Below are 22615 nucleotides of genomic sequence, written 5' to 3' on the forward strand. Positions count from 1 at the left end.
TTTTGAAACGGAAGACTTTATATACTATAGCGGCGGTATTAGTACTTGTTGGTGTATTTGGCTATGAGCTTGTCTTGAATGATGACGCTTCCGCGGAAGTCATTCAGCAAGGAAGAACAGCGAAACCTAAAACAAACACCTATTTTCTTCCCACAAGCACAACAGGCCAAATCGTCTATCACGATGGTTATACCTTGTCTTACAGCGAAGCTAACGAACAAGCGGAATGGGTAGCCTATGAGCTCAAACGATCAGACTTGAGTACCACTAACTTTAAACGCCCTTATTTTGAGATTGACGAAGCGGTGGAAACCGGAGCCGCACATTGGCGCAACTATAAAAATTCTGGCTATGACCGCGGGCATCTTTGTCCTGCAGCCGACAGGAAATACAGCCAGCAAGCACATGACGAAACCTTTTTGACGAGTAATGTGAGTCCGCAATTGCACAACTTCAACGCGGGTATCTGGAATTCACTGGAGCAGAAAGTACGCTATTGGGCCAATACATATAATGGTGTTTATGTAGTCACAGGGGGTGTTTTGAAAGGAAACCTGAAAAGCATTGGCACAGAGAAAGTGAGCGTACCCAACCAATTTTTTAAAATAGTGATTGATTATAATTCAGGTAATCCAAAAATGATTGCATTTTTAATGCCGCATGAAAATTCTAACTTACCGTTATACACTTTTGTAGTTTCCGTAGATAGTATAGAGACCCTTACGGGGATTGACTTTTTCCCTGGCTTAGAAGATGGGATCGAGAGCAGCTTGGAGGCGTCGAGTGACCACAAAGCTTGGAGTTTTTGAATGGTCTCTAAATGAAGTTATGCTTCATGAGATTTCGGTTTTCCTGAAAGAAATATTATTACAAAAGACCTAACAGGTTTTTTAAAACCTGTTAGGTCTGGTATTCAGTTTAAGTTTCGGATTTTAGGTTCTGGAATTTTTCAGTTTCTAAATTTCTCCTTCATCCCATCCCAACGCAGTTTCCTGATAAATTTCCCTTGTGCCTCCGTGACCAAGCGCTCTACATTTTGGTTTTTCGCTCTAAAATACCCTGCCAGGTAATCCTTAAACAGTTTGAAGCTGTTCTTTTTATAGGCCAACTTTACTGCTGAAATGAGAGTAATACTAAACCCGTAGCGCATTTTGTACATCGCCTCGCCTTGTAAGTATTTAGAGGCTTTATTGTAGCTCATGCCTGTGGGTTTAAGGTGCTTGACCTTCAAGCTGTCATCGGTCATCAATTCCCAGCCATAGAATTGGGCAAGCAGCTCATCTACCGTGTCCCAGCCCATTGAAGGTTTGAGTTTGCCAATGTCTAAAAAGCATTGTTTGCGATACGCTTTAAGGGCACCCCGAATGTGGTCTTTGCGGGTAAGGTTTTCCAAAACCCATGTTCCATCTTTTTCAATGTAACAAAAACCTGCGGCCATTCCCAGTTTGGGATTACTGCTAAAATGTGCTGCCAATTGTTCCAAATACTGCTTCGGAAAGATCAAATCGGCATCAAACTTACAAATCACATCGTAATCTTCATCTAAGGTTCCGTATGCTTTATAAAATGCATTTATGATTTTTGAGCCAGGAAGATGTGCGTTGGAAGATGCATTGTTTACCAAGCTCAGCCAGGCATATTTTGAGGCAAAGGCTTCAACAATGCCTTGCGTACCATCGGAAGAATGGTCATTAACCACCACCACCTTTTTTGGCAACAAACTTTGATTTGCCAAAGACTCCAAGGTTTTTGCAATGGAATCTTCTTCGTTGTGCGCAGGGATGATGATGTGGAAGTTCAAGGTTCAGTGTTTAAAGTTCAAAGTTAAGCTTTAAAGCAACTTTATTGGAGAATTGGAGAAACCGTATCGATTTTAAATTTACGATTTGCCTATAGGTCAATAGTTTTGGAATTTGGAATTTAGGCTTTAGGCTTTAGGGTTTTTTACTCGTTCTGCGTAAACGATATAATAACGTGGTGTAAAACGTCTTAAGATGGGTCTAATTCCTAATTGCTTTGTGGGATTGGTCCATTTTTCTGAAGCGATAATCTTCCAACCGGCTTTTTCCAGTAGCCAATCAAATTGCCAATCTTCAAACTCGTGAAAATGGCGATCACGCATATCGATTTTGCTTCTATAGGCAGAGGCAAACCATAAGTTAAGCGGAATAGAGGCTACTAATTTATCAGCTTTTATGGATCTTAAAACAGTGAAAGGAGAAAGGAGGTGTTCGAATATTTCAAAGGCAGTAACAACGTTTGCCTTAGTCGACTCGATTTCCGAAGTATCCAAGTCTAAATCCAATCCGGATGTGTTTTGAACTTCAAATCCTTTTGCTTGCATGAGTTCTGACAATGGATTGGTTACCCCCAAATCTAAAATGGAATCTTCAGTAGAAACATAGTGTTGTAAAAAATCCATAGTATGTTTAAAACGCTTATTGGGATAGGTGTTTTCGTACATATTTAAGATATCAGAGGTTGATTTCGAGCTTAGTGTTGATATACAATCGCATTAATATTCATCCCAGCTCCAACACTTGCAAACAGGATCACGTCGCCTTTGTTGATTTCCTGACCTTCAAGCTTGCCTTTTAAAATAAAATCAAGCAAGGTAGGTATGGTAGCCACACTCGAGTTGCCCAAAATATTAATGGTCATAGGCATAACGCCTTTTGGCGTTTCCATGCTGTGTAATTTGTAGAAACGTTTTACAATGGCTTCGTCCATCTTCTCATTGGCTTGATGAATTAATATTTTTTTGACATCACTAATGCCAAATCCACTGGCTTCCAAACAGTTTTTCAAGGCCAGTGGCACGTTTTTGAGCGCAAACTCATAGATTTTGCGACCATACATTTTTATATACCGGCGTTGGTCTGTGATTTCTGGATGGTTGGTTTTTCCGAAGTAAATAAAATGCGCTTCATCTGCAGCAAATGTGGCAGTTTCGTGAGCGATTATTCCGCCATCTTCATTGCTTTCTTCTATAACAACGGCGCCTGCACCATCACTATAGATCATGGAGTCACGGTCGTGCTTATCTACCACTCTTGACAAGGTTTCTGAGCCAATAACCAAACAGCGTTTTGCGATACCAGCATTTATAAACGCCTTGGCATGGATAACGGCTTCAATCCAACCAGGGCATCCAAATAATAAATCATAGCCCACACATTTTGGATTTTTTATTCCCAAAAAGTGTTTGACCCTCGAGGCTAAGCTTGGTACCGTATCACTTTGCTCAGATCCAAACTTAACATCCCCATAATTATGGGCAACGATGATATAATCTAAGGTTTCTTTATCTATGTTGGCATCCTCAATGGCTTTCTCTGCAGCGTAAAAGGCAATGTCAGAATTTACGAGTTCCTGATTGATGTAACGCCGCTCCTCAATACCGGTTATGGCTTTGAACTTAGCAACAATATCTTCGTTGGTGCCGAGAATAGCGGAGCCATCGGTGTTTAAAAATTCGTGATTATAAAAATTTTCATTTTTTTCGATACAACTTGGTATATAGCTACCTGTTCCTATAATTCTTACACTCATATTTTAAAATTTCCCATTAGTGGAAATGTAGTCCAACAATATACTAATAATATAAAAAACTCCTGTTTTAAGAAGGTGTTTTTTACGATGCCCAAATGAAATATATCAAGCCTCTTCCATATAAGCTTCGATAGGAGCACAGGTGCAAACGAGATTGCGATCTCCATAAGCATCATCAACCCTACGCACGCTTGGCCAGAATTTGTTCTCTTTCACAAACTCCAAAGGAAAGGCTGCTTCTTGACGTGAATAGGGCAGTTGCCAATCGTCGCTCGTTATCATATCCAACGTGTGGGGTGCGTTTTTAAGTTTGTTATTGTCGTCTTCTTTTGATAAAGTTTCTATTTCTTTTTTTATGGAGATCATGGCGTCGCAAAAACGATCCATTTCGGCCTGGTCTTCACTTTCGGTAGGCTCAATCATCATGGTGCCTGCAACCGGGAATGATACCGTTGGTGAATGGAAGCCATAATCCATTAATCGTTTGGCGATATCAACCACCTCGATGCCGTGGGCTTTAAAAGGTCTGCAATCAATAATCATCTCATGTGCGGCACGACCTCTTTCGCCAGAATATAAGGTTTCAAAAGCACCTTGAAGGCGTTTCTTGATGTAGTTGGCGTTCAATATCGCGACTTCGGTTGAGCGTTTAAGACCTCTTGCACCAAGCATTTTGATGTAGCCATAAGAAATAAGGCAGACTAATGAGGATCCAAAAGGGGCTGCTGAAATTGCTGTTATGGCATTGTCGCCACCGGTTTTTATCAAGGGATTGCTAGGTAAAAATGGAACCAATTGCTTGGCAACGCAAATAGGACCTACACCTGGGCCACCGCCACCATGAGGTATGGCAAAGGTTTTATGTAAATTCAAATGGCAAACATCTGCGCCTATGTTTCCTGGATTGGTCAAGCCTACTTGAGCATTCATATTGGCGCCGTCCATGTATACTTGTCCGCCGTTGTCATGAATGATTTGAGTGATTTCCTTGATGGCCGACTCGTAAACACCATGCGTAGACGGATAAGTAATCATCAATGCGGAAAGGTTGTCTTTATGCATTTCGGCCTTTTCGCGCAAATCTTCCACATCGATATTACCATCGTCGGAAGATTTGGTCACCACCACTTTCATACCTGCCATTACTGCACTTGCAGGGTTGGTGCCATGTGCTGAAGAAGGGATGATACAAATGTTTCTATGGTGATCGTCACGGGATTCATGATAGGCCTTGATGACCATTAAACCGGCGAACTCACCTTGGGCACCAGAATTTGGTTGTAGTGAGGTACCTGCGAATCCTGTGATTTCAGTCAATTGATCCTCTAATTTTCTCAAAACTTTATGATAGCCTTTGGCCTGTTCAACAGGTACATAAGGATGTATGCTTCCCCATTGAAACCAACTTAAAGGCAACATTTCGGCAGCAGCGTTAAGCTTCATGGTACAAGATCCTAATGGGATCATGGAGTGGTTTAAAGCCAAATCCTTTCGTTCCAAGCGTTTGATGTAACGCATCAATTGGGTTTCAGAATGGTAAGTGTTAAATACAGGTCCCGTTAAAAAGTCTGTTTGACGCTGCAAATTCTGGTCGATGGCATTTGCTTCGGAAACTTCAGAGATTTTGAAGCTGTCTTTTTGTGCGACCCCAGCAAATATCGAAATGATGCGGTTCAAGTCCTTTAGGTTTGTAGTTTCATTCAACGACAGCACCACGGTGTCTTCCGACGGATAATAAAAATTGACTTTTTTGCTTTCCGCAGCCACTTTTATGGCTTTTGCGTTCGCCTTTAGTTGAAGGGTGTCAAAAAAAGAGGTATTGCTCTGCTCATAACCAAGTTTGGACAGTGCTTTGGATAGTGCCGCAGTTTTATTGTGAATTTTATTGGCAATATGTCTTAAGCCATCTGGCCCATGATAGACTGCATACATACTAGCCATAACTGCCAGCAATACTTGAGCCGTGCAAATATTAGAGGTTGCTTTATCACGTTTGATATGTTGTTCACGAGTTTGTAATGCCATACGCAAGGCACGATTGCCATTTGCATCTTTGGTAACTCCAATAATACGCCCCGGAAGATCACGCTTGTAAGCGTCCTTGGTTGCGAAAAAAGCAGCATGTGGCCCACCGTAACCCATTGGCACGCCAAAGCGTTGGGTAGTGCCAACCACAACATCGGCACCAAATTTACCTGGTGCTTCCAATTTGATGAGACTCATGATATCTGCGGAAACTGCCACTTTGATATTTGCGGCATTCGCTTTTTCAATGAAGGGTTTAATGTTGGTAACTTGTCCGTGTTTTCCAGGATATTGAAGGATAGCGCCGAAAAAATTTTCAGAAAAATCGAAATCTGCCTCGTTGCCAACCACCAATTCAATATCCAAGGGATTAGCTCTTGTTTTCAAGACTGATAGCGTCTGCGGAAGGATAGCTTCTGAAACAAAGAATTTATTGATCTTGTTTTTCTTTTGCTCACGATCGCGAACGGCATATAATAGGCCCATAGCTTCAGCGGCAGCGGTACTTTCATCTAAAAGCGAGGCATTCGCCAATTCCATACCGGTAAGATCGGTGATCATGGTCTGGAAATTCAATAAGGCTTCGAGTCGGCCTTGAGCAATTTCAGCTTGATAAGGCGTGTAAGCCGTATACCAACCTGGGTTTTCCAGAACATTTCTTTGAATAACAGCTGGCAAAATAGTAGGATGGTAACCTAGACCAATATAGGTGGAAAAGACTTTATTCTTTTTAGAGAGCTTAGAAATATGAAGCAAGTAGTCTTGCTCGCTCATTGGTTCATCGAGATCAAGATCCTTCTTTAAACGGATGTCATCGGGAACGGTTTCATAGATTAATTGCTCTAAGGAATCAACGCCAATTGTTTTGAGCATGGCTTGTTGTTGGGCTTCTCTGGGGCCAATGTGACGAAGTGAAAAATCTGCTGTATCCATTGTGAAAATATGTTGTGTTTTGGCTTGCAAAATTACGGAATTAATAAGCTTTTGTTGTTAATGAAAATGAAACTTTTCAACCAATTGGAATGGTTATTAACAGTTTGATTATTTTTGTGAAATGAAAGCATTGAAAGCTATTTTTGATTTTTATATAAATAGCAGTATTCATGTCGCTTTGGCGGTCTTCGCCCTCTCCTGGTTGACCTTGCTTGAGTTCGGTTTGCCTTACGATGGTGACCTGTTGTATTTTATTTTTTTTGCTTCGATAACTGGGTATAATTTTGTGAAGTATTTTGGCCTTGTAAAATTTCACTATCGCAGTTTGGCAAGGTGGCTCAAAGTCATTCAGGTGTTTTCATTTCTTTGCTTTTTGCTTTTACTTTACTTCGCCGCTTTTTTAGAAGTGGCGACCTTGCTTTTTATATCAATTTTTGCAGGTATTACCTTTCTTTATGCCATACCACTTTTGCCAAAGAATTTGTTTCTTGATCAGAAACAAAAATTAAGAAGCATTAGCGGTGTAAAAATCTATATCATTGCCTTGGTCTGGTCTGGGGTCACGGTATTTTTACCTTTATTGAACGCAGGATACCATTTAAATAGTGATGAGCTGCTTATGGCTTTACAACGTTTCGTTTTTGTATTGGCGCTCATGATGCCTTTTGAAATTAGAGATTTGAGCTACGATAGCATAAAATTGGCAACTATGCCTCAAATAATCGGAGTGGTCAACACTAAGTTGATGGGCTTGGTTTTGCTGCTGATCTTTGTGTTGATTGAATTTTTTATTAAAACAGCCCGTGTCCAGCAATTTGAAATACTTTTTGTCATAGCCTTGCTTTCGGCGGCCTTCATAATCGGCTCTAAAAAGAACCAGCATCGGTATTATAGCGGCTTTTTTGTTGAAGCCATCCCAATCGTTTGGCTAGTGCTGTGGTTGTTTATGGATTAACCTTTCAAGGTTTTTTCTGAATTCTTCACGTTCAATTTCAGTAAGCAATTTGTCTTTTGAAGAATGAATGGCCGCTGTGAGAGCGCAATTGTCTTTGGTGTAGGCACGAGCGAATTTGCACCACGACAAGCGAAGCATCAACTCAAAGCGTTCCCATAAATTTGCTTCGCCATATTGGGCTTTGTCGCAAATAAGATAGGCTTGCTCGCAAGAAATAAAAAGAAATCTTTTTTTCATAATAAGAAAAGTCACTAAAGAATGTAAATGTTAAAACCAGTTCTTTTTCATGCAATCGGCTAGCGTAATCCTAGCCCTGTGGATAATCACCCAAAGGTTAGACGAAGTAATGCCGAGTTCATTACAAATGGCTTTGGTTTCATAATCCAAAATGGTTTTCATCTCAAAAACCTGTTTCTGTTTTTTAGGCAGCTTTGCCATACATTCAGAGATGGCCTTGCCAAGTTCAGCGTTTTCTATGATGTCTTGCGCATCTTTACTGAAAGGGTCTGCCACGCGCTCCTCTAGCCAATCGCCTTCTTGATCCTCATTCATGTACCCTACTCTTACTTCGGCCTGGCCTTTTTTGGAATTTTTCTTACGGTAATAATCAATGATTTTCCGTTTTAATATGGAAATCAGCCAAGTGCGTTCACTGGCCTCGCCCTTGAAGTTTTCCATTGATTTTAAGCCAGCTACAAACGTGTCCTGTACAAGATCTTTTGCCATTTCTCTATCATTTACGCGAGTTATGGCATAGTTGAACATGTAATCGGCATAGTTGCTAATCCATGTATTTGGGTCTATGGTGTGATCTAGCATTGAAGGTAGTTATGATTATGTAAAAATAGTTGAAAATTTTAGGTTTGTGTTCTATTTGTGAACGGTCAATTTATTTTTTATACTTACTTCTGCGCCCTTGGCCAAGATCACAGAGGTCGGTTTCGCGTACTTGAGGTGCTCGAAATCCGTTCCATAATTTGCTTCGAAATCCATAGCGCTATTAAAATCCTTGACTTTATAATGAAGCCAAGAAGGATGTAATACTTCATATTGAAAGGTCTTGTTTTTGTGACCCGTATAACCAAAATAATGCTCCATGATAAATTGTTCTTCAGAATTTTCCAAGATTGGGACCGCTTCTTTCTCGGTAGTAGCAGCTATGGATTGCCACTTGTTGTTGACCTGCCACCGGTACTCAAAAAACAGGGAATCATGGGTCTCTTTCCAAACGTGATCCATGTTGCTGGTGGTGTAATGCTCGTGATATAAGGAGTTTGCCACCAGGGTTATAAGCGGTTTTGGGACGATTTCCTGAATAAATACTACGCCTCTTTTGTTATTGTGCTTGACGTAAAAGCGCAGATTGACTTCCTCAAAATTGATGTGATTGTAAAGTTTAATGCCCAATACTTTAACATCCATAAACATAAAGCCCACCATGCTCACGTAGCATTTGCCATTGTAAAAATCGAGTTCAGTCCCTTTTGGCAAATAGGGTTCAAGGATTTTTGGGTCTACTTCGTAATTGATGAACAGTAGGTTTCTCCAGTAAGCATTTAAAAAGGTCATTGTTTTGAATTTGATTAGAGAAATTTTTTGTAAAAAGGCCTAAGACCGCTGTGCGATATGACATAAGAACAAAGACTAAATTTGAGCTATTGACTTTATATCTGGGTCTAAAATTGACCCAACAGTTTATGTTGAACAGCTAAAAAAAATGTTTATACCAGTGATTTGAGCGTGGGTTCAAGATCGCCTTGCAAAAATACGAATCCCTTGCCGCTTAAACGTTGCGGTATTACATTTCTACTTTTTAGGACCAATTCTGGTTCGGTACCAATGAGTTTTGCGCCCAACTTGATGAGCCATTTAGGCTGCGGAAGGCCAATTGGCATGTGCATCACACTTCTAAGGGTTTTCATGAGCGTTTTGTTGTTTGTGGGTTTTGCTACGGAAAGGTTAAAGTTCCCGTTCAAGCTTTCATTTTCCATCAAAAATTCTACTGCTCTTGCGAAATCTTGTTCATGGATCCAACTCACTTTCTGTTTACCGGAAGCCTGCTTTCCGCCGAGACCAAACGTGACCAAATTTTTAAGCGGAATCAAAGCCCCTCCATTTTTGCCAAAAACGATGGCGGTGCGCAAAGCGATTTTTCTAGTCTTTGGGTTTGTGATTTTGTAAAAGCTGTGTTCCCAGGATTTGGCGATGTTCATTGAAAAGTCATCGCCAAGGTCTCCGTGCTCTTCCGTCATTTGTTTGATCTGAGAATCTTCATAAATGGTAGCGGTGGAAGAATTCAACCACAATGCGGGTGGATTTTCACAAAGGTTGATGGCAAGACCAAGCACTTCCGTAGCATCAATTCTAGAGGCTAAGATTAATTTTCTATTAGCTTCCGTATATCTGCAATCTACCGATTTCCCCGTAAGATTGATGAGTACATCGGTTTTTTCGAGAATTTTTGTCCATGCGCCCAAATCCTTGGCATTCCAGAGCGTATCATTTTCACGTTTTGGATTTCTGCTTAGGATAAAGACCTCATGTCCTTTTTTAGTGAAATGCTGCACGAGGACTTGACCTAGAAATCCGCTTCCGCCTGCAATGGTTATGGTTTTCATAATAGTTGAGTTTTAGTTAAGCGTTGTTTTTATAGTGGCTAATGGGTGGTTTGAGCTTCAAATTCGGGAGTCTCTGGGGTAAAATCCGTTGAACGTCTTGAGTTGCGTCTTCCTCTTAAGAAAAAATACAAGTTGATGAAAAGCATGACACCCAGATAGATTGAAAAGCCTCCGATTTTTTTACTATTGGTGTAAGTAAGAAACTTGTAGTTCATTTTGCTTATATTAAACTTTCAGAAAATATTGAAAGTAAAGTTCAAATTTTTTTAGCCGATGAGTTTGAGCAAGGATTTGGTAATCCAGTTTTGCTTTTGATTGACTAATTTGTTGATTAAGGCATCCATGGTTTCCGTTAGGTCATGCAGATCTTTCGTTTGTTTTATGAGTTCCTTGGTTTTTGGGTTGCCATCGTCTTCAATGGAAGACACCTCATTCAATACCTTGATTACAGGCTTGATTTCTCTTCGACTTCGTTCTTTGGCAACGATTCTTGCCAGTTCCTGTACGTTTTTTTCAGTGGTAAAAAACTCTTTGCGTTCGCCTGGAATGATTTCTTTGGTCACGATGCCCCAATCCATAAGCTGACGCAGGTTCATGCTTGTATTGCCTCTTGAGATTTGAAGACCGGCCATGATATCTTCCATTGACAAAGGTTCTGTAGAGATAAAAAGCAAGGCTTGTATTTGCGCCATGGCCTTATTGATGCCCCAAAGTGTGCCTAAGCTGCCCCATGTGGATACAAATTTATGTTTGGCTTCATCGTAGTTCATGTGATAAATATATGGAATATTTTAAACTTTCAATAATTATTGAAAGTTTATTTTTGGTTTTTTGGCATCATGATGCGGGGATAGGTTTATGGTTAGTGTGGATCTGCGACTCCTCGGGAGTCGTGCTTCGCTGGCAATTGTATTTCTACAAACCTTTGATGCCTCTGGCATCGGGAATTTCCCGTTGGATCCAACCCTATTTTGTTGGAATCTCAATGGCAGATTCGCTGGAACTTGTGTTTCTAAAAACCCTTTCAGCATATGGCACTAGGGGCTGCTATTGCCAGATTCTAAAAAGAATGGACATTAAAATTCATAACAGGGCAGTTGGATTAAAGCTTAGAATTAAATGGGTTTTGTGAATAATTCCGACAATGATTATAGAATTTAATATTTATATAGGATAGATTTTTGCTTTTAATCCCAGCGGGATTCAAGTTTTGTAGAAAAGGGTTTTTTAGGTAATTACGACTCCAGCGGTGTCGCACTATGCTCACACAACACCATTTTAAGCTCAAATTCAATAGAAAACAAGACTTAGGAAACGCTATTTATATTGCCTTTCTATTTCTCCATCAACCCAGCACGTTTCAATAGAGCGTCGGGCTGTGGCTCTTTCCCTCTAAAACGCTTGTAGAGCGTCATTGGGTCTTCGGTTCCGCCTTGGGAGAGCACGTTATCCTTAAAACGTTTGGCCACGTCTTTGCTAAAAACACCTTGTTCCAAGAAATATTCAAAGGCATCGGCATCCAAGACTTCGGCCCATTTGTAGCTGTAATAACCAGAACTGTAACCGCCTTGAAAAATATGTGAAAAGGAGGTGCTCATGCAATTTTCTGCAACATCGGGATAGAGTTTGGTGCCTTCAAAAGCTTCCAATTCATGGGTTTTGACATCTTTGATTGATGACGGGTCGATGCCATGCCAGCTCATATCCAACAGTCCGAAACTGAGCTGTCTTAAGGTTTGCATGCCTTCGTGAAATGTGGATGAAGCCTTTATTTTTTCAATCAATGCCATGGGAATGGTTTCGCCTGTTTCATAGTGGGTTGCAAAAAGTTCTAATGCTTCTTTTTGATAGCACCAATTTTCCAGCACCTGACTTGGTAATTCCACGAAATCCCAAAACACACTGGTTCCAGATAAACTGGGATAGGTGGTATTGGCCAACATGCCATGCAGCGCATGCCCAAATTCATGGAACAAGGTGGTGACTTCATTGAAGGTTAGGAGTGAGGGTTTACTTTTTGTAGGCTTTGTAAAGTTGCAAACGATGGAAATATGCGGTCTGTCATTCACGCCGTTTTTGATGTATTGTGATTTGTAAACTGTCATCCAAGCACCGTTTCGCTTGCCTTCTCTCGGGAAAAAATCGGCATAGAAAATAGAGATCAAGTTTCCATTAGTGTCTGTTACTTTATAGGTAAGTACATCTTTATGGTATTTATCTATGGTATCGATTTGCTCGAATTTTAAATCGTAGAGACGTTCAGCAATGGTAAAAGCGCCATCAATCACGTTTTCCAACTTGAAATAGGGCTTGAGCTGCTCATCATCTAAATCAAATAATTTTTGTTTTAATTTTTCAGAATAATAGGCGCTATCCCATTTTTGGAGTTGCTCAATGCCATCCAAATCTTTGGCGAATGCTTCTAACTTATGGAATTCGCCTTCCGCAGCGGGTTTTGCCTTTTCAAGAAGTTCGTTTAAAAACTGGGCAACATTTTCTGGCGTTTTGGCCATACGCTCTTCCAAAACAAAGTGGGCGTGCGTTTTGTAACCTAATAATTGCGCACGTTCAAAACGCAATTTTGCAATTTGAAGCACCTTATCCTGATTGTCTAATTTATCTTCGTGAAATGCTTTTGCACCTGAAGCAATTGCCAATTTTTTACGCAACTCCCGATTGTTGGCATAAGTCATGAAAGGAATATAACTGGGATAGTCCAAAGTAATCAGCCAGCCTTCTAAATCTTTGGATTCTGCCAAATCTTTTGCAGCTTCCTTGGCACCTTCTGGGAGACCGTTGAGGTCGTTTTCATTGGTCAAGTGCATTTGGAATGCATTGGTTTCAGCTAAAACATTTTCGCCGAATTTCAAGCTCAACTGACTCAGTTTTTTATCGATTTCGCGCAATTCATTCTTTTTATCTTCGGAAAGATTTGCGCCATTTCTGGAAAAGCTCTTGTATGTTTTATCAAGCAGTGTGTTTTGCTCCACAGAAAGTGTAAAGTCATCGCGTTTTTGATAGACTGCTTTAACGCGTTCGAATAAGGCTTCATTCAGGGTGATATCGTTGCTAAATTCTGAAAGCAATGGCGAAACTTCTTGTGCGATGCTTTGAAGCTCTTCGCTGGTTTCGGCGCTATTCAGATTAAAAAAGATACTCGACATGCGGTCTAAACTCTCGCCCGAAAAATCCAAAGCTTCTATGGTATTTTCAAAATTTGGCGTTTCTGGATTTGAAGTGATGGCGTCTATATCGGCCTTCGCATCTATAATGCCTTGGGTTATGGCAGGCAGAAAATCGCTGTTCTTGATTTTAGAAAAGGGAGCGGTATGGTAAGGTGTGTCGTAAGTGTGATTTAATATGTTCATTTTCAAGTGTACAAATTTATGTTAGCTTTTTTTAATGATTAACTAAACATTAAGAAGTTATTTAATTTTCTATTTTATCTTTGTGGCATCATTTAAAATGGAATTCTCCAAAAAGAATGGTAATTGATTAATAGCAGAAAAACCTCGTGTAATAGCGGGGTTTTTTATTGGGGTAAATTCTGGGATTTTAGCCGCGACCCTTGCTGCCGGTAGGTAAATACACTAATTTTTCGTTTTCTTTCATTCCAGATTCGTGAATGCATTTACTTGAATTACCTGTGGTTGAGTTCTTTTGACGCTTCCAGTACTTTAGCCTTCATGCTTTCCTTGTAAGCGATAATGCTTTTCTGCACGTTCGGGTCTGAGCTTCCCAAAATCTGTGCTGCCAGTATCCCGGCATTTTTTGCGCCATTTAGCGCCACTGTGGCTACAGGAACACCTCCCGGCATTTGTAAAATAGACAACACAGAGTCCCAACCATCAATGGAGTTGCTGCTTTTTACGGGCACACCAATCACTGGTAATGGGGACATCGCTGCTACCATGCCTGGTAAATGCGCTGCACCTCCAGCACCGGCGATGATGACTGAGATTCCGTTTTTATGTGCGTTTTTACTGAATTCGTATAATTTTTCGGGCGTGCGATGTGCTGAAACAATATCGACTTCGACCTCAAGCTTGAAGTGCTTTAAAATGTCTATGGCTTCCTGCATGACCGGAAGGTCGCTCTTGCTGCCCATGATGACTGCTATTTTACTCATCTTCTGTATGGATTAAATTGATAATTACATTTAATAATGTGGCACATTGAAATATGCAACTCAAAGTTAAGGGAACTTGCTTGTGAAATCTAAGACTTTAGAGTTTTGTGTGCGAAATTTAGATTTTAGATTTCCATTTTAGGAAAGCACTTCAAATTATTAAAAACTCGTTTATTTTTATTTGTCTTGCGCTTCTTGGCTTAGGGTGATGCATTTGTAGCTTGGCTCAAAATAGTGCCAGTTGATTATTGAAACAACTATCTGCTAACAACCCTGATTGTGCGCTTCACGTCTTCCGCAATTCTTCGGGCTTCAGTAATGTCGTTATTCACAATCGTCACGTGTCCCATTTTCCGGAAAGGTCTGGTTTGCTTTTTTCCGTAGATATGCGGTGTGACGCCTTCCATTTTCATAATATCGGCAATATGTTCATAGACCACATCGCCGGTGTGGCCTTCGGCTCCAACAAGATTAACCATAACCCCTGCTGCTTTACTTTCGGTTTTTCCTAAGGGTAGATTTAAAATGGCTCTTAGGTGTTGCTCAAATTGTGAGGTGTAACTGGCTTCAATGGTTTGGTGGCCAGAATTATGTGGTCTTGGTGCGACTTCATTCACAAGAATGTCGTCGTCTTCAGTCTGAAACAATTCCACCGCCAATAAACCCACGTGGTTAAAGGCTTCAGAAACCACCATGGCAGTGGTTCTCGCTTTATCGGCAACTGCGTCACTAATACGCGCCGGGCAAATGACATACTCCACTTGGTTGGCTTCGGGATGAAATTCCATTTCCACGACCGGATAGGTTTTAACTTCTCCTGCTTCGTTTCGTGCCACAATCACGGCCAGTTCATTTTTAAACGGAATCAATTTTTCGGTAATACATTCGCCTTTTGGCAATTCCTTTAAATCTTCAAGATTTCGAACGATCTTGACTCCTTTTCCGTCGTATCCAAACTGTGTGGCTTTCCAGACAAATGGAAATTCCAATCCGCCATTCTCGATGGATTCATCGATTTCGGATAGGTAGGCAAAACGGTTGAAATCGGCAGTTGGGATGCTATGGTCTCTATAAAATAATTTTTGGGTGGCTTTATTTTGGATCAATCGCAATGTTTTTGAGGATGGATATACTTTCACACCTTCCTGCTCCAATTTTTCGAGCGCATCTACATTGACGTTCTCAATCTCAAATGTGAGCAAATCGACTGTTTTTCCGAAGTTATAGACGGCATCAAAATCCATAAGCTCCCCTTTCACAAATTTATTGCAGGCAATCTTACAGGGCGCTTCGTCGCTGCCATCCATGACGTAAGTGCAAATATCGAATTTTCGGGTGCTGTAAAGCATCATTTTGCCTAATTGTCCGCCGCCAAGAATACCGAGTTTAAAATCTGAGGAAAAATAATTTGTCATTTGAGTTGATTGCATGAAATTAGAATTGATTTTTCTGCCAAGCGCCCATCTCAAGAAAAAAAATAGGTGCTCCAGCCTCTGCCCACAAAAATAAACTAATTGTGGCACATAGGCTTAAAATCACAAATTGAAAACTGCCGAAATGGCATTCAAATTCTTATCTTTGTTTTTTTTAAATCCAAACCCTTGATTAAGTTACACGATTTATACTTTAAGCCGTTTATTTCTGAAAAGAAAATAGCCACTGTTATACAGCGCATGGTTGATGAGGTTGCTGCAGACTTAAAGGATGAAGTGCCTGTATTTGTAGGTGTCCTCAACGGGTCGTTCATGTTTGTGAGTGATTTTGTGAAGAAATATCCAAAACCTTGTGAAGTGACCTTCATCAAGTTGGCTTCTTATGAAGGTTTGAAATCTACTGAAGACATACAGAGGCTCATTGGTTTGACCCAAGACCTGACTGGGAGAACCGTGGTAATCTTGGAAGACATCATCGATTCTGGCAAAACGCTTGAAGAAGTGCATCGTATTTTTAAAAATGAAAACGTCGCAGAACTCAAGATTGCGACTTTATTTTATAAGCCTGAAGCTTACAAACGCGATTTTAAATTACACTACGTGGGTATGGAGATCCCTACAAAATTCATTGTGGGCTATGGATTGGACTTCGACGGATTGGGACGCGACCTGCCCGAAATATATCAACTTAAAACAACACAACACATGACCAATTTAGTGCTATTTGGCCCTCCTGGCGCAGGTAAGGGAACACAAGCCAATTTTTTAAAGGAAAAATACAATCTTGTCCATATTTCTACAGGTGATGTATTTCGGTTCAATATTAAGCATGAGACCGCTTTAGGCATGTTGGCCAAATCGTACATGGATAAAGGCGAACTCGTGCCAGATCAAGTCACTATTGATATGTTGAATGCTGAAGTGGAAAGAAACTCTGATGCCGAAGGTTTTATCTTTGACGGTTTCCCAAGAACCGATGCACAGGCCGATGCTTTAGATCATCTAATGGAAGAAAAAGATTCACAAATTGATGCCATGATTGCTTTGGAGGTTGATGATGAAGTCTTAGTGAAACGCCTCTTGGAGCGCGGTAAAACCAGCGGTCGAAAAGACGATTCGGACGAAAGCATCATTAGAAACCGGATTAAAGAGTATTACAAAAAAACAGCAATCCTCAAGGATTATTACGCTGCCCAAGATAAGTATTACGGTGTGGATGGCGTAGGAAGTATTGATGAGATCACTGAGCGTTTGAGTAAGGTAATTGATAAACTGTGATTCGGGGTGCAAACTTTGAACTTTGAATTTTAAACTTTGAATTTTTTCACATGACAGAAGGAAATTTCGTTGATTACATAAAAATGCATGTCTCCTCAGGAAAAGGAGGTCAAGGCTCTGCGCACTTGCATCGCGAGAAATTCATTGAAAAAGGGGGGCCCGATGGCGGTGATGGTGGTCGTGGTGGGCACATTATCCTGCGCGGAAATTCCAATCTTTGGACGCTGCTGCACCTCAAATTCAAACGTCATGCGAGAGCAGGACATGGCGGAAATGGCAGCAAAAGTAGAAGTTCAGGTGCCGATGGCGAAGACGTCTATTTGGATGTGCCATTGGGAACCGTGGTCAAAGACACTGAGACCGAAGAGGTGCTTTTTGAAATTACAGAAGACCATGAAGAGAGAATCGTGGCTCAAGGTGGCCGTGGCGGTTTGGGGAATTGGCATTTTAAAAGCTCAACCAACCAAACACCTCGTTACGCCCAACCTGGCGAGCCTCTAAATGAAAGTGACATAACCCTAGAGCTTAAAATCTTGGCAGATGTTGGCTTGGTAGGTTTCCCAAATGCTGGAAAATCGACATTATTGTCGGTTGTTACTTCAGCCAAACCCAAGATTGCCGATTACGAATTCACCACCCTAAAACCCAATTTGGGTATTGTGGAGTACCGCGATTTTCAAACTTTTGTTATGGCCGATATTCCTGGGATTATAGAAGGCGCCGCCGAAGGCAAGGGGCTTGGTCACTACTTTCTGAGACACATTGAACGCAACTCCATTCTACTGTTCTTGATTCCTGCCGATGCCAAGGATATTCGCAAACAATACGATATTCTTTTGGATGAATTAAAGCGTTACAACCCAGAAATGCTCGATAAGGAGCGTATGATTGCCATTTCAAAAAGCGATATGCTGGACGAAGAGCTTCAGGCAGAACTGAAGCAAGAATTAGATAAGACACTTCCTATAAATTATATGTTTATTTCTTCCATAGCGCAAAAGGGAATTGTGGAGTTGAAGGATAAGCTTTGGAAGATGCTGAATGATTAGGTTTTGGGCGGGCGTTACCCTTTTCCGTAAAAACTCCAAAGGGTCAGGCTTTCCGTTCCAATCTTTTTTTGCAAAAAAGGATTTCCACTGCAATCCTTAACGCGCTTGCAACACAATTCATGACTTGGAATTATTTTTGACTATCTTTAAAATAAAAATCCATGAAAAATTCACCTTTAGTATTAGTGTTTCTCATCATGACTTCATGTGCACCAATTCGTGTGTATTACGATTATGAAAGGGGTCGTGATTTCACACAGTACAAAACCTATAATTATTATAAGGAAATGAAAACCGGTTTGAGTGAGCTGGATAGCGAGCGTTTGCTCAATGCGATGGATGCAGCTTTGCAAAGTCGTGGCTTTTCAAAAAGTGACACGCCAGATTTTTTTATAGACATCAACAGTAATTCCTATCGTGAAACAGACGGCAACAATGTTGGTGTTGGTCTAGGCGGAGGCGGCGGAAATCTTGGAGGCGGGGTTTCTCTTGGGTTTCCTATAGGTCTAAATAATCTCAACCGAGAGATTGTTGTTGATTTTGTGGATGAAAACAAAAACGGACTCTTTTGGCAAGCGATAACGGGGTCTAGTTACAGGCCTAACGCCTCTCCAGAAAAGCGCGAGGCTCAATTTAAGGCGATCGTAGCTAAAGTGTTGGAGGGTTTTCCGCCCGAAAAATAATTCCTGTGCAGGCAGGAATCTCATCTTTGGAGTAATTAATTTGATATAGTCTTAGCTGTTTTCTTCAGGGTTGGGAGGATGTTTTATTGTAGTCATGTGAGATACATCAGATGAGAAATTCAAGTTTAACTTGCTCGTTACTGAATAAATAGATACGTGAGTTTTTTTTTCTCGCAGACCTCCCTGCCGATAGGTAGGGGCACAGAGGCGCAAAAGTGCAGGTAATTAATCTTGCGGGATAATTGTAGTTTCAGTCTCATTTTTTCTTACCGCGACTAAACACAGCTTCGTCTTCGTCTTCATCTTCATCTTCATCTTCGTCTATGTCTTCATCTTCATCTTCATCTTCATCTTCGTCTTCATCTTCATCTTCATCTTCATCTTCGTCTTCGTCTTCATCTTCATCTTCAATTTCAATTTCAATTTCAACTTCGTCTTCATCTTCATCTTCGTCTTCAATTTCAACTTCCTCCTGAACTTTTATCATATTCCTAACACTTTAAATTCCAGCATTACAAGTGGGTTTTGTAACTTTGGATAGAACCAAAATTAAAAAACATGGAATCATTAAAAAATAAAGTAGCACTCATTACAGGAGGCACAAAAGGCATCGGTTATGGGGTTGCAGAAGCACTATTGAACCAAGGCCTAAAAGTCGTTATTACTAGTAGAGATGAGGACTCAGCAAAAAAAGCAGCCAAGGAATTAGGCGCAAAAACAAACGCAGCAGCACATATTTTAGGCGTTAAAGCCGATGTGCGAAAGCTCGAAAGTCAGCAAGAGGCCGTAAAGCAAACCATCGACAAATTCGGAAAATTGGACATCGTAATCGCCAATGCAGGTGTTGGTAAATTTGCGAGTATAGAAGATATGACTTCTCAAGAATGGAATGACGTCATTGATACCAACCTCACGGGCGTATTCAATTCTATAAAAGCCAGCGTGGATGAATTGAAGAAAAATAAAGGCTATTACATTACCATATCCAGTTTGGCAGGTGCAAACTTCTTTGCGGGCGGAGCAGCTTATAATGCGAGTAAATTTGGAGTAACAGGCTTTACACAAGCAGTGATGCTAGATTTGCGCCAACACGGTGTTAAAGTGAGCACCATTATGCCAGGTTCGGTTTCTACACATTTCAACGGAAATGAACCCAGTGAAAAAGGCGATTGGAAAATCCAAATAGAAGATTTAGGTGAATTGGTGGTCGATTTACTAAAAATGAATCCACGAACCTTACCGAGTAAAATTGAGGTGCGCCCATCGATGCCTCCAGCGTAAAAACGCGATTCATCGCGTTTCCAAGCTGAGTCCATCGATGCCTCCAGCGTAAAAACGCGATTTATCACATTTACGAGTAACCCGCTAAATCATATCTAATATGATTTAGCGGGTTTTTCATTTAAAGTTGTACCCAATCGAAGCCGACCTTCCGTTCGCATAAACCATTTTACCGTTCGTCATATTCTGGTCAACTCCTCAAAATTGATGCTGTAGTTTTATCATGTTATTAAGATAGAAGTCTAATATAAAATATTAAAAACATGAAAAATTGCATTACAAAATTAAGGTACATTATTAGCGTTGTCTCGCTTTTGTGTACCGTGGTATCAGGAGCTCAAAATATTGAGGGAACCTGGACAGGAGAACTTGAAGTACAAGGGGTGACTGTAGAAATGAGTTTCAATGTTTCAGAAACAGACGGTGTGTACAGCTCCACATTTGATATGCCCCTTCAAGGTGCAATAGGTATTCCTTTAGAGAACACCGAGTTTGAAAATTCAGTATTGACCATAGAATCTGAAAAGTATAAGCTAAAATATATAGGAGAATTAAATGAAGGCCAATTGAAAGGGACCTACACGCAATTGGGTAAAGCATATGTTTTCAATTTAAATAAAACTGAAAAAAGCCTTCCAGGAGATACTGCATTGCCTTCAAGCGAAGAAGAACTGAGAAAGATTGCGGCCTTAGAAACGGAACAGTTTAAATATTCAGTAGAAGATTTTTTTGAAAAACCAAGCTTATCTATGTTTAGAATTTCTCCCGATGGAAACTATATTTCTTACCGAAAAAAAGATGAGAATGGGAAAAACAATGTTATCGTAAAAGACCTTAGAACCCAAAAAGAAATGGTTGCTATTTACGAAAAAGAAGATTTGGTGCGCTCCTATTTTTGGAAAGGCAATGACCGCTTAATCTATCTTCAAGATAAGGGAGGTAATGAGAATTATCATTTATTTGGTGCAAATCCAGACGGTTCCAACAATGTGGAGTTAACACCTTATGATAAAACGATGGTGCAATTGGCAAATGTATTACAAAATGATCCCAACCATATGGTCATAACCATGAATAAGGACAACGAGCAATTGTTTGAGCCATACAAAATCAATATCAACACAGGAAAGTTAGAAAAGTTGTTTGACAATACAGATCCTACGACGCCCATTTCTGGATATACATTTGATAATGATGGCGTGTTGCGAGCATATTCAAAATTACAAGAGGGAAAATACTTTGAAAACTTCTACAAAAACTCAGAAACCAACGAATTCGAATTTAGAAATCAAACCGATTTTGAAAATAACGATGGGATTTTAGCTTTTGATTACACGACTAATAATCCTGACGATGTGTATTTAGTAAGTAATCTCGATAGCGATAAATATGAGGTTTATAAGTATGACATGAAAACCAATAAAAAGCTTGCTACGGTTTTCAAAAATGATACTTACGAGATTAGTAGTATGGTCATTTCGTCTAAAAATAGAAATTATGAAATTGACTATTATTCATATCAAGGGGCTAAAAATACTATGGTGCCCGTGAGTAAGCTTTATAAAAACATATACGAAAGACTTACTAAGGAATTTGGTGATAAAGAGATTTCAATTTTGAGCTATGACAAAAATGAAACGCAATTTATTGTCCATATTTCCAGTGATAAATTACGAGGCATTTATTACCTCTATAACATCGAAACCAACGCCATTGAAGAACTTGCCAATATGTTGCCTCATTTGGAGGAAAAGGACATGGCAGAAATGAGACCAATCAGCTTTATAAGTCGCGATGGAAAAACCCTTCATGGCTACATCACATTACCTAAGGCTGCATTGAATGGTAAAAGCGTACCCTTGGTTTTAAATCCGCACGGAGGACCTTTTGGAGTGAGGGACAGCTGGACGTTTAGTGATGAGGCACAATTGTTTGCGAGCAGAGGTTATGCCACGTTACGAGTTAATTACAGAGGTTCTGGAGGTTATGGCAAGGCATTTCAAATATCAGGGCATAAACAAATTGGTCGCGCCATGATTGATGACCTTGAGGATGGGGTTAAATACGTCATCAATCAAGGTTGGATTGATGAAGAGAGAGTAGCGGTTTACGGTGCAAGCTATGGTGGTTTGGCAACATTGCAAAGTTTAATCAAAACACCAGGCATGTATGTTTGCGGTGTTGATTATGTTGGGGTGTCTAATTTGTTTTCTCAATTGGAGAATTTCTCTGGAGTACGTAAATCCTACATACAATGGTACAAAGACAGGTATTACGATCCAGAAAACACTATTGAACATAAAATCATGACTGACGCTTCTCCTGCACTGAATGCCGATAAAATTTCACAGCCTTTATTAGTAATCCAAGGAGCAAACGACCCAAGGGTCAAAATTGAACAGGCAGACCAAATTGTGAAAAACATGCGAGCAAGAGGTATCGACGTGCCCTATATGGTAAAGTACGATGAAGGTCATGGTTTTGCTCACGAAGCAAACAGAATAGAGCTCTATGAAACCATTCTAGGGTTCTTTGCCCAACATTTAAAATAAGCTTCAAAAATAATGGAGGCTGAATATTAAACCTATTTAGCCTCTTAAATTCTATTGAATTTTTCCGCTCAGCACAGTCTATTTACCGTTCGCCATAATGCTATAGGAATAACCCGCAGTACTAATT

The 22615-nt window shown here is 40.3% G+C and carries 22 protein-coding genes; 8 read left to right on the forward strand and 14 right to left on the reverse strand.

What is annotated here, in order from left to right:
- Positions 1-2: 2 nt before the first annotated feature.
- Positions 3-809, forward strand: coding sequence for a DNA/RNA non-specific endonuclease (locus tag ESY88_RS11830; RefSeq protein WP_147086928.1), 807 nt, complete (start codon positions 3-5; stop codon positions 807-809).
- Between the two features lie 140 nt (positions 810-949).
- On the opposite strand, the gene ESY88_RS11835 is transcribed toward ESY88_RS11830, so the two are convergent.
- The 4 genes from ESY88_RS11835 to gcvP all read right to left on the reverse strand — a co-directional run bounded on the left by ESY88_RS11835 (position 950) and on the right by gcvP (position 6510).
- Complete coding sequence (locus tag ESY88_RS11835; protein WP_147086927.1) at positions 950-1801, reverse strand: glycosyltransferase; 852 nt, start codon at positions 1799-1801, stop codon at positions 950-952.
- A 126-nt stretch (positions 1802-1927) separates the two neighbouring features.
- The gene (locus tag ESY88_RS11840) at positions 1928-2464 is read right to left on the reverse strand and encodes a class I SAM-dependent methyltransferase (protein WP_147086926.1); all 537 of its coding nucleotides are present in this window, start codon (positions 2462-2464) and stop codon (positions 1928-1930) included.
- A gap of 29 nt (positions 2465-2493) precedes the next feature.
- Positions 2494-3552 carry a 3-oxoacyl-ACP synthase III family protein gene (locus ESY88_RS11845; RefSeq protein ID WP_147086925.1) on the reverse strand — a complete coding sequence of 353 codons (1059 nt, stop codon included), beginning with the start codon at positions 3550-3552 and terminating at the stop codon, positions 2494-2496.
- 105 nt (positions 3553-3657) lie between these two features.
- Positions 3658-6510 carry an aminomethyl-transferring glycine dehydrogenase gene (gcvP, locus tag ESY88_RS11850; RefSeq protein WP_147086924.1) on the reverse strand — a complete coding sequence of 951 codons (2853 nt, stop codon included), beginning with the start codon at positions 6508-6510 and terminating at the stop codon, positions 3658-3660.
- A gap of 121 nt (positions 6511-6631) precedes the next feature.
- Here gcvP and ESY88_RS11855 point away from each other — a divergent pair, with 121 nt between their 5' ends.
- Positions 6632-7465, forward strand: a complete 834-nt coding sequence (locus ESY88_RS11855; protein ID WP_147086923.1) for a UbiA prenyltransferase family protein — start codon at positions 6632-6634, stop codon at positions 7463-7465.
- Here the strand turns inward: ESY88_RS11855 and ESY88_RS11860 are convergent.
- The 6 genes from ESY88_RS11860 to ESY88_RS11880 all read right to left on the reverse strand — a co-directional run bounded on the left by ESY88_RS11860 (position 7439) and on the right by ESY88_RS11880 (position 10853).
- A complete protein-coding gene (locus ESY88_RS11860) occupies positions 7439-7702 on the reverse strand; it encodes a hypothetical protein (RefSeq protein WP_147086922.1) in 264 nt (87 codons plus the stop codon). The two genes, ESY88_RS11855 and ESY88_RS11860, sit on opposite strands and share 27 nt — an antisense overlap.
- A gap of 30 nt (positions 7703-7732) precedes the next feature.
- Positions 7733-8284: a sigma-70 family RNA polymerase sigma factor gene (locus ESY88_RS11865; RefSeq protein ID WP_147086921.1), complete on the reverse strand. Its 552-nt coding sequence runs from the start codon at positions 8282-8284 to the stop codon at positions 7733-7735.
- A gap of 51 nt (positions 8285-8335) precedes the next feature.
- Positions 8336-9034, reverse strand: a complete 699-nt coding sequence (locus tag ESY88_RS11870; protein WP_147086920.1) for a YqjF family protein — start codon at positions 9032-9034, stop codon at positions 8336-8338.
- A gap of 152 nt (positions 9035-9186) precedes the next feature.
- Positions 9187-10083 carry a TIGR01777 family oxidoreductase gene (locus ESY88_RS11875; protein ID WP_147086919.1) on the reverse strand — a complete coding sequence of 299 codons (897 nt, stop codon included), beginning with the start codon at positions 10081-10083 and terminating at the stop codon, positions 9187-9189.
- Positions 10084-10121: 38 nt separating this feature from the next.
- Positions 10122-10298, reverse strand: coding sequence for a hypothetical protein (locus ESY88_RS21055; protein ID WP_189702594.1), 177 nt, complete (start codon positions 10296-10298; stop codon positions 10122-10124).
- A 51-nt stretch (positions 10299-10349) separates the two neighbouring features.
- Positions 10350-10853 (reverse strand): GbsR/MarR family transcriptional regulator, encoded by a 504-nt coding sequence (locus ESY88_RS11880; RefSeq protein WP_147086918.1) that lies wholly within the window; start codon positions 10851-10853, stop codon positions 10350-10352.
- 11 nt (positions 10854-10864) lie between these two features.
- On the opposite strand from ESY88_RS11880, the gene ESY88_RS21060 reads away from it, so the two are divergent.
- Positions 10865-11215 (forward strand): hypothetical protein, encoded by a 351-nt coding sequence (locus tag ESY88_RS21060; RefSeq protein ID WP_189702595.1) that lies wholly within the window; start codon positions 10865-10867, stop codon positions 11213-11215.
- A 202-nt stretch (positions 11216-11417) separates the two neighbouring features.
- On the opposite strand, the gene ESY88_RS11885 is transcribed toward ESY88_RS21060, so the two are convergent.
- From ESY88_RS11885 to ESY88_RS11895, 3 genes are all read right to left on the reverse strand, one after another.
- On the reverse strand, positions 11418-13451 hold the full coding sequence (locus tag ESY88_RS11885; protein WP_147086917.1) for a M3 family metallopeptidase: 2034 nt from the start codon (positions 13449-13451) through the stop codon (positions 11418-11420).
- Between the two features lie 272 nt (positions 13452-13723).
- A complete protein-coding gene (gene purE, locus ESY88_RS11890) occupies positions 13724-14212 on the reverse strand; it encodes a 5-(carboxyamino)imidazole ribonucleotide mutase (protein WP_147086916.1) in 489 nt (162 codons plus the stop codon).
- A gap of 257 nt (positions 14213-14469) precedes the next feature.
- Positions 14470-15627, reverse strand: coding sequence for a 5-(carboxyamino)imidazole ribonucleotide synthase (locus tag ESY88_RS11895; RefSeq protein ID WP_147086915.1), 1158 nt, complete (start codon positions 15625-15627; stop codon positions 14470-14472).
- 186 nt (positions 15628-15813) lie between these two features.
- Between ESY88_RS11895 and ESY88_RS11900 the strand changes: the two genes are divergently transcribed.
- The 3 genes from ESY88_RS11900 to ESY88_RS11910 all read left to right on the forward strand — a co-directional run bounded on the left by ESY88_RS11900 (position 15814) and on the right by ESY88_RS11910 (position 18655).
- Positions 15814-16923 carry an adenylate kinase gene (locus ESY88_RS11900; RefSeq protein ID WP_147086914.1) on the forward strand — a complete coding sequence of 370 codons (1110 nt, stop codon included), beginning with the start codon at positions 15814-15816 and terminating at the stop codon, positions 16921-16923.
- 50 nt (positions 16924-16973) lie between these two features.
- A complete protein-coding gene (gene obgE / locus ESY88_RS11905) occupies positions 16974-17972 on the forward strand; it encodes a GTPase ObgE (protein ID WP_147086913.1) in 999 nt (332 codons plus the stop codon).
- Positions 17973-18133: 161 nt separating this feature from the next.
- Complete coding sequence (locus ESY88_RS11910; protein ID WP_147086912.1) at positions 18134-18655, forward strand: DUF4136 domain-containing protein; 522 nt, start codon at positions 18134-18136, stop codon at positions 18653-18655.
- A 256-nt stretch (positions 18656-18911) separates the two neighbouring features.
- On the opposite strand, the gene ESY88_RS21065 is transcribed toward ESY88_RS11910, so the two are convergent.
- Positions 18912-19142, reverse strand: a complete 231-nt coding sequence (locus ESY88_RS21065) for a hypothetical protein (RefSeq protein ID WP_189702596.1) — start codon at positions 19140-19142, stop codon at positions 18912-18914.
- A gap of 71 nt (positions 19143-19213) precedes the next feature.
- Here ESY88_RS21065 and ESY88_RS11920 point away from each other — a divergent pair, with 71 nt between their 5' ends.
- A complete protein-coding gene (locus tag ESY88_RS11920) occupies positions 19214-19936 on the forward strand; it encodes an SDR family oxidoreductase (RefSeq protein WP_147086911.1) in 723 nt (240 codons plus the stop codon).
- A 263-nt stretch (positions 19937-20199) separates the two neighbouring features.
- Entirely contained in the window at positions 20200-22488 is a 2289-nt protein-coding gene (locus ESY88_RS11925; RefSeq protein ID WP_147086910.1) for an alpha/beta hydrolase family protein, read from the forward strand.
- Positions 22489-22615: the final 127 nt, after the last annotated feature.

The sequence above is a fragment of the Subsaximicrobium wynnwilliamsii genome (assembly GCF_007997225.1).
GTDB lineage: Bacteria > Bacteroidota > Bacteroidia > Flavobacteriales > Flavobacteriaceae > Psychroserpens > Psychroserpens wynnwilliamsii.

What these genes read in the sequence shown, in the direction of transcription:
- ESY88_RS11840 (WP_147086926.1), bottom strand. Translation starts at nt 2,464, where the DNA reads ATGTACGAAAACACCTATCCCAATAAGCGTTTTAAACATACTATGGAT.
- ESY88_RS11845 (WP_147086925.1), bottom strand. Translation starts at nt 3,552, where the DNA reads ATGAGTGTAAGAATTATAGGAACAGGTAGCTATATACCAAGTTGTATC.
- gcvP (WP_147086924.1), bottom strand. Translation starts at nt 6,510, where the DNA reads ATGGATACAGCAGATTTTTCACTTCGTCACATTGGCCCCAGAGAAGCC.
- ESY88_RS11855 (WP_147086923.1), top strand. Translation starts at nt 6,632, where the DNA reads ATGAAAGCATTGAAAGCTATTTTTGATTTTTATATAAATAGCAGTATT.
- ESY88_RS11860 (WP_147086922.1), bottom strand. Translation starts at nt 7,702, where the DNA reads ATGAAAAAAAGATTTCTTTTTATTTCTTGCGAGCAAGCCTATCTTATT.
- ESY88_RS11865 (WP_147086921.1), bottom strand. Translation starts at nt 8,284, where the DNA reads ATGCTAGATCACACCATAGACCCAAATACATGGATTAGCAACTATGCC.
- ESY88_RS11870 (WP_147086920.1), bottom strand. Translation starts at nt 9,034, where the DNA reads ATGACCTTTTTAAATGCTTACTGGAGAAACCTACTGTTCATCAATTAC.
- ESY88_RS11875 (WP_147086919.1), bottom strand. Translation starts at nt 10,083, where the DNA reads ATGAAAACCATAACCATTGCAGGCGGAAGCGGATTTCTAGGTCAAGTC.
- ESY88_RS21055 (WP_189702594.1), bottom strand. Translation starts at nt 10,298, where the DNA reads ATGAACTACAAGTTTCTTACTTACACCAATAGTAAAAAAATCGGAGGC.
- ESY88_RS11880 (WP_147086918.1), bottom strand. Translation starts at nt 10,853, where the DNA reads ATGAACTACGATGAAGCCAAACATAAATTTGTATCCACATGGGGCAGC.
- ESY88_RS21060 (WP_189702595.1), top strand. Translation starts at nt 10,865, where the DNA reads ATGGAATATTTTAAACTTTCAATAATTATTGAAAGTTTATTTTTGGTT.
- ESY88_RS11885 (WP_147086917.1), bottom strand. Translation starts at nt 13,451, where the DNA reads ATGAACATATTAAATCACACTTACGACACACCTTACCATACCGCTCCC.
- purE (WP_147086916.1), bottom strand. Translation starts at nt 14,212, where the DNA reads ATGAGTAAAATAGCAGTCATCATGGGCAGCAAGAGCGACCTTCCGGTC.
- ESY88_RS11895 (WP_147086915.1), bottom strand. Translation starts at nt 15,627, where the DNA reads ATGACAAATTATTTTTCCTCAGATTTTAAACTCGGTATTCTTGGCGGC.
- obgE (WP_147086913.1), top strand. Translation starts at nt 16,974, where the DNA reads ATGACAGAAGGAAATTTCGTTGATTACATAAAAATGCATGTCTCCTCA.
- ESY88_RS11910 (WP_147086912.1), top strand. Translation starts at nt 18,134, where the DNA reads ATGAAAAATTCACCTTTAGTATTAGTGTTTCTCATCATGACTTCATGT.
- ESY88_RS21065 (WP_189702596.1), bottom strand. Translation starts at nt 19,142, where the DNA reads ATGATAAAAGTTCAGGAGGAAGTTGAAATTGAAGACGAAGATGAAGAT.
- ESY88_RS11920 (WP_147086911.1), top strand. Translation starts at nt 19,214, where the DNA reads ATGGAATCATTAAAAAATAAAGTAGCACTCATTACAGGAGGCACAAAA.
- ESY88_RS11925 (WP_147086910.1), top strand. Translation starts at nt 20,200, where the DNA reads ATGAAAAATTGCATTACAAAATTAAGGTACATTATTAGCGTTGTCTCG.